Annotated in this window: 7 protein-coding genes and 1 pseudogene; 3 read left to right on the top strand and 5 right to left on the bottom strand. The window is 65.6% G+C overall.

Annotated features, from left to right (window positions below):
• Positions 1 to 222 precede the first annotated feature (222 nt).
• The 5 genes from GGQ80_RS17375 to GGQ80_RS17355 form a co-directional block, all read right to left on the bottom strand.
• On the bottom strand, positions 223 to 2,253 hold the full coding sequence (locus GGQ80_RS17375; RefSeq protein ID WP_183987223.1) for an L-dopachrome tautomerase-related protein: 2,031 nt from the start codon (positions 2,251 to 2,253) through the stop codon (positions 223 to 225).
• 73 nt (positions 2,254 to 2,326) lie between these two features.
• A complete protein-coding gene (locus tag GGQ80_RS17370) occupies positions 2,327 to 2,803 on the bottom strand; it encodes a hypothetical protein (protein WP_183987221.1) in 477 nt (158 codons plus the stop codon).
• Positions 2,800 to 3,906, bottom strand: coding sequence for an NAD(P)-dependent alcohol dehydrogenase (locus GGQ80_RS17365; RefSeq protein ID WP_183987220.1), 1,107 nt, complete (start codon positions 3,904 to 3,906; stop codon positions 2,800 to 2,802). Before GGQ80_RS17365 ends, GGQ80_RS17370 begins: the two co-directional genes overlap by 4 nt.
• A 26-nt stretch (positions 3,907 to 3,932) precedes the next feature.
• On the bottom strand, positions 3,933 to 5,015 hold the full coding sequence (locus GGQ80_RS17360; RefSeq protein WP_183987218.1) for a catalase family protein: 1,083 nt from the start codon (positions 5,013 to 5,015) through the stop codon (positions 3,933 to 3,935).
• A gap of 60 nt (positions 5,016 to 5,075) precedes the next feature.
• Positions 5,076 to 6,023 (bottom strand): alpha/beta hydrolase, encoded by a 948-nt coding sequence (locus GGQ80_RS17355; RefSeq protein WP_246347183.1) that lies wholly within the window; start codon positions 6,021 to 6,023, stop codon positions 5,076 to 5,078.
• A 242-nt stretch (positions 6,024 to 6,265) separates the two neighbouring features.
• Between GGQ80_RS17355 and GGQ80_RS17350 the strand changes: the two genes are divergently transcribed.
• The 3 genes and pseudogenes from GGQ80_RS17350 (at position 6,266) to GGQ80_RS17340 (ending at position 10,267) form a co-directional block, all read left to right on the top strand.
• Entirely contained in the window at positions 6,266 to 7,021 is a 756-nt protein-coding gene (locus GGQ80_RS17350) for a Crp/Fnr family transcriptional regulator (RefSeq protein WP_221364478.1), read from the top strand.
• A gap of 269 nt (positions 7,022 to 7,290) precedes the next feature.
• Positions 7,291 to 8,667: pseudogene (locus GGQ80_RS17345) on the top strand (transposase).
• Positions 8,668 to 9,040: 373 nt separating this feature from the next.
• On the top strand, positions 9,041 to 10,267 hold the full coding sequence (locus GGQ80_RS17340; RefSeq protein WP_183987213.1) for an aminotransferase class V-fold PLP-dependent enzyme: 1,227 nt from the start codon (positions 9,041 to 9,043) through the stop codon (positions 10,265 to 10,267).
• The last annotated feature ends 16 nt before the right edge of the window (positions 10,268 to 10,283 follow it).

Raw genomic sequence — 10,283 nt, 5'->3', positions numbered from 1 at the left:
TCCGGTTCCGCTTCGCTCCACCTACGACCGGCAATGGCAGCGGAGACGACAATGCACTAACTAACAACCCGGACCACCCCGTGGGGGCTGCTCAGCAGCGGAGACGACAATGCACTAACTAACAACCCGGACCACCCGGTGGGGGCTGCTCACTCTCCTGTTCATCAGGCTCGCGTGTCTCGATGTCGGCCGAATAGCGGAGATAAGTCATGGGATGTCCGATCACTTGGCGGGCGTGAAGGAGAACAGCTGCGTCTTGATCGACGGCGGTGCGCCGGGGGTGAACCAGTTAGTGTCCTGGATATGGCTGGCGGTGACGTACATCGTCCCGTCACGTCCTTCGGAGAAGGTGTCGGGCCAGCGCAGCCGGCGGTCGGTCAGCACCGTCTCGACGGTCGCGCCGTTCAGCCGCTTGATCGCATAGTCGGTGGGCGAGGTGAGATAAAGCACGCCTGCCTTGCTCATCCATAGGCCGTCCGCGACGTGGGTCTGCGCGACCATTCTCACGGCAGCCGCCCTGTCGGCCTCGCTCACGTCGGACCGCAGCTTTGCGGTGTCGATCGAATAAAGCGTCTTGCCGGTCAGCGCCTGATAGTAGAGCGTCTTGCCATCCTTCGAGATCGCGATGCCATCGGCCGCGAAGGCGGGCTGGCGGCCGTCGGGACGCACCAGTGGCTTGCCGTCAATCGTCACCTTCACGGTCTTGTCGATCTGCGTCGATGCGTGCCCGTCGAGCGCGCGGTGGCTCTTGCCGCTCTCCAGGTCGACCACGATGATCGCGCCGCGCGTGCCGCTGTCGGTGATGTAGCCGGTCTTGCCGTCGGGCGAGAAGCGGATGTCGTTGAGGTAGGTGCCCTGCAGCGCCACCTCGCCGGGGACCAGGATCGTCTTTGTCACCCTGTTCGACGCAAGGTCGATGCGGACGAGCTTGGGTGCGCCTTCGAGGATCTTCTCGTTGCCCGGCGCGCCGGGATCGAGCACCCAGAGGTTGCCATGGCCGTCGGGCACAATCGACTGCACACAGACGAAATACTCACCGACCGGCAGTTCGTTGGCCCGGGCGTTGCGCCAGCTGTTCCACCTGGCGTCCGGATAGGGCCGAAGGCTGCCGTCCTTCATCACCTCGGCGACGGAGATCGGCGCGTCGTCGGTCCAGCGCGGGAAGTTGACGAAGCGCCGGCCATCCTCGGTTACGGCGACGCCGGTCGCCTGATGATCGAACTGGGCCACCTGCGTCAGCTGCGCGCTGCGTCCCTGCGCGTGAGAGACGCCGATCGCGGCGGCAGCGACGAGGCCGATCGCGGCGACGCCGGCGGCATAGGGGGCGGCTTTCTTCATGAACTGGCTCCGGTCGGTAGCATCGGTGAGCGCGGCGGGGTCGCCGGCAAAGAGGGTGAGCAGGTGGTGCGCCACCGCCTGCGGGTTTTCGCGCTGTGGGAAATGGCCGACGCCAGCCAGCGTGACGACGGCGAACGGGCCGGCGAATTTCGAGGGGACATCCTTGGCGGTCGACGGCGGATTCACGCCGTCCGCATCGCCGTGGAGGTAGAGCGTCGGCAGCGACAGCATCTGGGCGGCCTTTACCTTTTCCTCCAGCCAGGCGCTGCGCGGGTCGGGCGCGGCCTCATCCCACCGTGAGCGATAGCTGTGCAGCGTCACGTCGACCCAGTCGGGGTTGTCGAACGACGCGGCAACGCGGTCGAACGTCGCCTCGTCGAACCAGCCGGGCGGCGACCAGTTGACCCAATGGAGATGCGCGAAGCCGCGGCGATCGGCACGAACGGCCTCCGCTCCCCGCTTGGTCGCCATGAACCAGTGATACCATTGCCGCTGGGTCTGCTCGAACGGTGGCGTCGGCATCCCGCCGAGCCGCGGCGGGGTGGACAGCATCGCCATCCGCATCACCCGAACGGGCCAGCCCACCGCCAGCGCCTCGGCGATGTTCGAACCCCAATCATGACCGGCGATCATGAACCGGTCGATCTCCAAGCCGTCGAGCAGTGCGATCACGTCCATCGCATGGATCGCGCTGTTGCCGGTCCGGGGCGCTGCCTCGTCCCGGAACCGTGTCGCACCGAAGCCCCGCAGCGTCGGCACGATCGTGCGCAGCCCGGCAGCGTGGAGGCGTTCCGCCACGACGTGCCAAGTCGAGGCGTCGTCCGGCCAGCCGTGCAGCAGCAGCACGACCAAGCCATCTCGCGGACCTTCGTCGCGATACGCGATGTCGAGCGTCTCGGTCGCGAACAACGACATCAGCGACGCGCCTCGATCGCACCGTAGCTGAGCGCCATCGGCCGCAGGATCGGCATGAGCCTGGTATGCGGGCTCATGACCTCGGTGACCCGCTCGTCGACGCGATGGCGGCTCCTGCCGCAGTCGCAAGGCCGAAGGCGATGTGGTTGACGGCGTGCATGGCGATCGTCCTGCCGCCGGAACGCCACTCGGGCTCCTTGACGCCGAGAAGCGGGCCGGCGAGCCAATGCGCGAGGCCGTAGAAGGCGAGACCGAACAGGATGCCGCTCGAGATGATCGCCGCCTCCTCGTCCGTCGCGGCGGCATAGGAGGCACCGGCGATCGCCGACAGCAACAGGTGCCCGCCCTGCGTCAACGTCTGCTCACCGACGTCGGGGAGTCGGTCGGCGGGCGGCGTATCCCGTCCCAGCCGGTCCGCCGCCCTGCGCTCCAGATCCGCCAGTTCCGACGGCTTGCCGGTCTTCTTCTCGCCGGCCATCATCAGAGCGCTGAGGCCCAACCCGGCCAGCAGAGCGCCAGCTACGGCACCGGTGACGCGGCGGCGGTTCACGCCGCCTCCTCCATCTCCCGCTTCAGCGAGGCCATGTCGATGACGTAGCGGAAGCGCACGTCCTCGTTCTTGACCCTCTTGTAGGCGGAATTGATGTCCTGGATGTCGATCACCTGGACGTCGGGGGCGACGCCCTTCTCGGCGCAGAAGTCGAGCACCTCCTGCGTTTCGGCGATCGACCCGATCAGCGAGCCTGCCAGCGTCCGGCGGTGCATGATGAGTTCCTGGTTGTTGTAGCCGGGGATCTGATCGAGCGCACCGACCGCGCAATAGGTCGCATTGCGCTTCAACAGCGTAATGAAGGGGTCGACCTTGTGCTTTTCCGGGATGGTGGAAAGGATGAAGTCGAAGCTCAGCTCGAGTTCCTTGTAGGCGTCCTTGTCGCCCTCGATCACGACCCGGCTGGCGCCAAGCGCCTTGCCCGGCTCGACCTTGTCCTTGTCGGTCGTGAACACCGTGACGTCGGCGCCCATCGCGACCGCGAGCTTCACCGCCATGTTGCCGAGCCCGCCCAAGCCGACGATGCCGACCTTGTCGCCCGCCTTCACGCCCCAGTGCTTAAGCGGCGAATAGGTAGTGACGCCGGCGCACAGGATCGGCGCCGCCGCTTCGATCGGCAGGCTTTCGGGCACCTTAAGGACGAAATCCTCCGGAACCACGATGACGTTCGAATAGCCGCCATAGGTGTTGTCCTCGGCGTAGGTGTTGACCCCGTCCTCGGTCTGCGCGGCGGGCTTCATCGGGCCGTTATAGGTCGCCAGCCAGCTGTTATGTCCCTCGCAGTGATGCTCGTCGCCTTCGCGACAGGGTTCACACTGACGGCAGCTGTCGATCATGCAGCCGACCCCGACGAGATCGCCCATATTGTGCCGGGATACGCTCGCACCGGCAGCCGAGACGCGGCCGACGATCTCGTGGCCGGGCATGCATGGGTAGACCGTATTGCCCCAGTCGTTCTCGACCTGGTGGATGTCGGAATGGCAGACCCCGCAATAGAGGACGTCGATCTGAACCTCATTGGCCTTCGGCTCGGGACGATCGAATTCGAGGGGCTTCAGGCGGCTGAACGAATGCTTGGCGGCATAGCCGAGGGCTTTGGTCATGCTGTGTCTTCCTCGTTTGCGGATGGTCAGGCGCCGCGGCCGGTCGGTTCGTGATAGGGGCAGCCGTTCACGCGCGCCCGGAAGTCCGCGGAGTGGCGGTAGGTCTCGTTACGCGCGCGGTTGAAGTTGCCGAGCGGCCGGTGCGCCGCGAGCCCGGTCCAGATGCTGAAGCGCGTTTCCTCATCGATCTCGCGCACCTTGGCCGCATCCCAGCTGTCCTGCGCGGGCACGCGCAACACGGCGACGCGCTGGAACGGCGAAATCTCCTCGTCCCATTCGACCGTGGGATCTTCGATCGGCTGCTTTTCGAGGTCGCGACAAAGCTGGACCTGGAACTCCCATTCCGCATCGAGCCGTTCCATCTCGACCCGCACATCCTCGCGGATCGCATCGGGTCGGTCGGCCGCCTCGACGATGCGGCCGGTCAGCGCGTCCTGATCGGGCGCGATCGGCACAAGGCGATATTTGGCGATGTAGTCGCCCCATCGATACGGTGTGACCGAATTGTAGGTCTCGCCCAGCGGATCGACGTTGGGCGTGCCGCCCAGCGTGTCGACCTTCGGACTGGAGAGTCCGACCGCCTCCAGGGCGTTGTGCACGCCCCGCAATGCCGTTGAGAGCACCTCCTTGGTCCCCTCCATGCGGTCGGTCGTCTTCGCCAGCATCTTGACGTTGCCGAGGAAGGTCTTGGCGTCCTTCGCCACGAACACCTTGCCGTTGTTGGTGACGAAGTCCTGTGCCGTTCCATTCGCTCCGGGAAGGCGCTCGCCCTCCACGTCGAGCACCTTGATCGCGAGCCCACGGGGCAGGCTGATGCCGTCGCGAAGGATGTCGCCGGCATTGGTCGAGATGCGGATCAGCGCCTGATGGGTGCCGGGAGAGGCGAACGCCCCCTGCGCCAGTTCCGGCGGCAGGGCATCGTCGATGACGAATGCGCCCTTGAGGACGCCGTGCGCCTTGGCATGGACGGAGCGGACCGCGTGGCCGTAATCCTCCGCCGTCCGATCCAGAATGACGTCAAACGCCTCGTTGAGTTGCTGTATGGTGTCGGCCTCGTCGGGCTGCCTCTTTTCGACGTCGGGTGAATAGCGGACGGGTGAACCGGTCATGGCACGGCCTCGTGATGGGGAAAGGGGTGAAGGGCGGCAGGCGCCGCCCTTCCACATCGATCAACGCGCCAGCGCCGCCTTCAGCCGCGCGACGGCGAGATCGTTCGCCTGCTTCGCGCCGTTCACGACGTTGGCCATGCCGAAGAATTCGTGAGTCACGCCCGGAAACGTCTTCTGCTCGACTTTGTCACCGGCCGCCCGCATCGCGGTCGCCAGCGTCTCGCCATCGGAGCGCAGCGGGTCGATCTGCGCGTTGATGATCGTCGTCGGCGGCAGGCCGCGCAGGTTCGCCGCGACCAGATTCAGCCGCGGATCCTGGGCGTCCGCCTTGTTCGTCTGATAGTAATAGCCGAACCACGGCAGCATCGCGGCATTCAACGGCTTGGCGTTAGCGGAGTCCCGACGCGACGGCAAAGTCATGCTGCTGTTGGCAATCGGATAGACCGAGACGATGTGGCGCGGCAGCGTCAGGCCGTTGTCGCGGGCGTAGATCGCGGTGGCGACCGCGAGGTTGCCGCCGGCGCTCTCGCCGACCGTGGCGATCCGGGCCGGGTCGCCGCCCCAGCTGGCCGCGTTCTGGAGCGTCCAGCGATAGGCGGCCGCCGCATCGTCGTGCTGGGCCGGAAACTTGAACTCGGGCGCATGGCGATATTCGACCGAGACGACGATCGCGTTCAGCGCCTTCGCCATGGCCCGCGGCGCCGCATCGTAGGTGTCGACGTCGGCGATGACCCAGCCGCCGCCATGATAATAGACGATGACCGGCGTCGGCTTGTCACCCGCAGGTGCACCAACCGGCTTGTAGATCCGCGCGAACTGCTTGGGGTCGCTGCCATACGGCAGATCCTGCGTCGTCACCGACGGATCGGGCGCGGTCGACCTCCCCTTCTTCTGCATCGCCGCCTTGGCTCCTTCCGCGGCCGAGGGCTGCATGCGGGCTTCCGCGGGCGTGAGCGTCTCGATCGGCTTGCCGCCGAGCGACGCGAGCGCGTCCAGGACCGACTGCATGTCGGGTGCGGCCTTCGGGGGCTGCACGGATGTCGCGGGCGGCGGTGGCGGAGGAGGTGCCGTAATCGAGCGGGCTGACTGCGCCAAAGCTGGACCGGCGATCGCGGTCGACGCGGCAATCAGCATGGAAATGGTTCTGCGCAAATATCCCTCCTGTAACTATCCGTTTCCCAACCATTGGGCGACCTTCAGCGTTTCGGTACGAAAGTAGACGCAAGGTTTGAGCAGCGAGGTTCGAGAGTATGGGCGGCATGAATGATACGGCTCCGACGGCGGATGGGACGCGTGGGCCGAATGAGCTTCCGTGCGAGGCGAATGCGCTGCTGGGTTTGTTGGACGAGGCTGACCGGGCTGCCCTTGCGCCGCATCTGGAACTGGTACCGTTTCGCAACGGCGACATGATTGCGCGCGCTGGCGATGCGGCAGACAGCATCTGCTTCCCGTTGACCGGGATCGCTGCGATACTTGACTCGCTCGAGGGCGACCGCCGCTACGCGGTCGCGCTGGTTGGGAGCGAGGGGTTCGTTGGTTGGCAATTGTTGCTTGGCAACGACCGCTGGTCGCATGACGTGGTGATGAGAGCTGAACACGGCACGGCGATGCGGCTGTCGGCTGCGGCGTTGAACGAGATACTGGCCGACCGTCCGGCGATCCGAGCCATTCTGCTCCGTTTCGTTGACGTGGTCATGACCCAGATGTCGAGGACGATCGTCTCGTCGCTCGCGCATTCCATCGAGCGGCGGATGGCGCGATGGATCCTGCTCTACCACGACCGAGTACGCGAGGACGACATCTGCATGACGCACGAGGAGTTCAGGCTCATGCTCGGCGTCCGTCGCAGCAGCGTGACCGACGCCCTCCACAAGCTCGAAGAGGATGAGGCTGTCCGCTCCGTACGCGGGCGCGTGATCGTGCGTGACAGGGAGCGGCTGCTGCGTCTTGCTGGCGACACGTACGGGTTCGCCGAGGCGGAATATCGGCGCCTAATCGGTCACTGATTTCATAGATTTGTGGACGACGGCGCCGGGGCAACTTCGGTGGCTGCTTGCACGGCCCGCATCGCTATCGGTTCGTCCTCAGAATTAGACGGACAGTTGAGATTGAAATGAACGAATGACCGCAGCTGGGAAGCGATAAACATGTAGCGAATGACCGATTATGGGTCAAGGCGGACCGACAGCTAACGCCCGATTGTGTTGAAAAAGGCCGCCTTGCAGTCGTGCTGATGGTTTGATTCAAGCTTCGCGAAGTGAGCGGAGACGGGCCGATGATGGGCGAGCGGATGGTGGCGCAGGAAGCGCTGTTCTACAGCTTCAGCCTGGAACGGCATGTGCCGGCGGGTCACCTGCTGCGCTCGATCGACCGGTTCGTGGACCTGTCGGGCATTCGCGAGGAGTTGAAGCCCTTTTACAGCGAAACAGGTCGCTCCTCGATCGATCCGGAGCTGATGATCCGGATGCTCATCATCGGCTATTGCATGGGCATCCGGTCCGAGCGGCGGCTGTGCGACGAGGTGCATCTGAACCTGGCCTATCGCTGGTTCTGCCGGCTGGGGCTGGACGGCGACGTGCCCGACCACTCGACCTTCTCGAAGAACCGGCACGGTCGGTTCCGCGACAGCGACCTGTTGCGCCGGTTGTTCGAGACGACGGTCGCGCGCTGCATGGCCGAGGGGCTGGTGGGTGGCGAAGGGTTCGCGGTTGACGCCAGCCTGATCCGCGCCGATGCCAACCGCCAGACCGGCGGTCCGGGCAGCGACGGCGTGCCGCCGGACGCCGACAGCCGTGCGGTGCGCGAGTATCTGGCCGTTCTCGACGATGCCGCGTTCGGCGCCGCGACACCGGTAGTGCCGAAGTATCTGGCACCGGCTGATCCGGCATCGCGCTGGACCAGCGCGCATCGCGGGCCGGCCTTCTACGCCTACTCGACCAACTACCTCATCGACCTCGACCACGCCGTCATCATGGACGTGGAAGCGAGCACCGCCGTGCGCCAGGCCGAGGTGACCGAGTGCAAGCGCATGATCGCGCGGGTGCAGGACCGCTTCGGCGTCTGGCCCGAGCGGCTTGCCGCGGACACCGCCTACGGCTCGGCGGAGATGCTGGCCTGGCTGGTCCATGAGCGCGACATCCAGCCGCACATCCCGGTGTTCGACAAGTCCGCCCGCCGCGACGGCACGTTCGAGCGCGATGCCTTTACCTACGACCATGACGATGACAGCTACCTCTGCCCTGGCGGCAAGCGCCTGCGCCCCAGGAACCGCAACTTCGCGACCGCCCGGGGCGACGTCGGCCAGGACGGCTTCATCCGCTATCGGGCGCGACAGCAGGACTGCGGCGGCTGTGCCCTGCGGGAGCGCTGCACGCCCAACATGCCGGCACGCAAGGTCACCCGTTCGATCCACGAAGGGGCTCGCTAGCTTGCCCGCGACATCGCCCCCACCGACGCCTACGTCACGTCCCGCCGCCAGCGAAAGAAGGTCGAGATGCTGTTCGCGCACCTCAAACGCATCCTGAAGCTCGACCGATTGCGCCTGCGCGGTCCAAACGGTGCAAGGGACGAGTTCCACATGGCGGCCACCGCCCAGAACCTCCGCAAGATGGCAAAGCTCATCCCGATGCCGGCGCAGCCACTACCCGCCTGAACCCGTCGGCGTGAACCACCGCAACTCAGCGGCAACTCGTCAAACGGCTCAACCACGACTTCTTCAACGTAATCGGGTCAAGACGGACCGACAGCTAACGCCCAGCCAGGGACATTCAGGCAACGGGATCGAGAATCTCAAGGAGCCTGCCCATTGCCACCAACCTACCGCCCTCTCGTCAAGCTCGCACTTGAGGACTCCCGGCTGGCTGGACGGCCGTCGCGCGGCGTCGCCAGAGCATAAACTTGTCGCAATTCGACTGTGAGCAACGATGCGGTGCCAGAAGGTCACTATATTGACGGATAAAACAGCATTCTTTGTCGCCCCGAGGGGCTAGAGCGAAGACGGACGACGAGGCGAGGGAGCGCCTAAAATGAGGCTGACGCGACGCGAGTACCTGACTGCGACTGCCACGCTGCCATTGACAGCCGCGGTGACGACCAGCGCCGCAATGGCAGCGACATCGCTGCCGATGCCGACGGACTTCGCCACGACCGACATCGCCTATCTCGACAACGGATCGCAGCATCCGATCCCCCTGGCGTCGTTGAAGGCGGTCGAGGCCTATTACGCCAAGCGCGCGCTCGATCCGGTCGCGCAGGGCTACACGCTTGATGAGGACGGCCCGCGTGCCAAGTTTGCGGCGCTGGTCGGCGCTGACGCCGACGAGATCGCCTGGGTACAGAGCACGACCGCCGGCGAGCAGATGGTTTTGCGCGCACTCGGCCTGCCGGAGTCGGGCGGCCATATCGTCACCGACACGCTTCACTTCTTCGGGTCGCTGCCGCTGTACGAGGAGATGGCGAAGCAGGGTTGTGAGGTGACGTGGCTGAAGCCGGTCGACGGCCGCATCCGGCTGGCCGACATGAAGGCGGCGGTGCGGCGGGGAACGAAGCTGGTCGCCCTGTCGCTGGTGTCGACGATCAACGGGTTTGAGCACGATTTGAAGGCGGTGTGCGACATCGCCCATGCCGCGGGCGCGCTGGTCTATGCGGACATCATCCATGCCGCGGGCTGCGTACCGGTCGACCTGCACGCGAGCGGCGTCGATTTCGCGGCGTGCGCCAGCTACAAGTGGTTGATGGGGGAGTTCGGGCTGGGGTTTCTCTATGTCCGGCGGGATTTGTTGCCGCGGCTGAAGCGGACCAACTATGGCTATTACGGGATGGCCACGTTTCAACCGCACGTCTATCCGCTCGATCCGCCGGGCACGACGGTCGCCGACTATAGCTTCAGTTCCGATGCCTCCGGTGCCTTCGCGCTGGGGACGCACAGCCATGCCGTGATCGCGCAGCTGGGCGCGTCGCTGAGCTATATCGCGGCAATAGGCGTGCCCGCGATCCAGCGCCGTGCGCAGGAGCTGTGCAGTCGGCTGAAGCGCGAGCTGCCGCGCCGCGGCTATGCGGTGATGACGCCCGTCGAGGCGACAACGCCGATCGTCACCTGCGTGCTCGCCGATGCGCGCAAGAAGCTGGCAGAGCCGATGGCGGCGGCGAAGGTGCGGCTGACGATCAGCGCCAACCGGTTTCGGCTGACGCCGTCGGTGCAGAACGGGCATGCCGACATCGACCGGTTTTTGGCGGCGCTGCCGAAAGCATAGGTGTGATCTACCTGAA

This window comes from Sphingomonas jinjuensis, from assembly GCF_014197105.1.
In the GTDB taxonomy this organism is placed as follows: domain Bacteria; phylum Pseudomonadota; class Alphaproteobacteria; order Sphingomonadales; family Sphingomonadaceae; genus Sphingomonas; species Sphingomonas jinjuensis.
The sequence above is the reverse complement of the archived record's forward strand: the minus strand, read 5'-3'. Positions and strand labels throughout refer to the sequence as shown.

Bases quoted from the DNA above. Each gene is read 5' to 3' on its own strand.
- GGQ80_RS17375 (WP_183987223.1), bottom strand. From the start codon at position 2,253: ATGTCGTTGTTCGCGACCGAGACGCTCGACATCGCGTATCGCGACGAA.
- GGQ80_RS17365 (WP_183987220.1), bottom strand. From the start codon at position 3,906: ATGACCAAAGCCCTCGGCTATGCCGCCAAGCATTCGTTCAGCCGCCTG.
- GGQ80_RS17360 (WP_183987218.1), bottom strand. From the start codon at position 5,015: ATGACCGGTTCACCCGTCCGCTATTCACCCGACGTCGAAAAGAGGCAG.
- GGQ80_RS17355 (WP_246347183.1), bottom strand. From the start codon at position 6,023: ATGCAGTCGGTCCTGGACGCGCTCGCGTCGCTCGGCGGCAAGCCGATC.
- GGQ80_RS17350 (WP_221364478.1), top strand. From the start codon at position 6,266: ATGGGCGGCATGAATGATACGGCTCCGACGGCGGATGGGACGCGTGGG.
- GGQ80_RS17340 (WP_183987213.1), top strand. From the start codon at position 9,041: ATGAGGCTGACGCGACGCGAGTACCTGACTGCGACTGCCACGCTGCCA.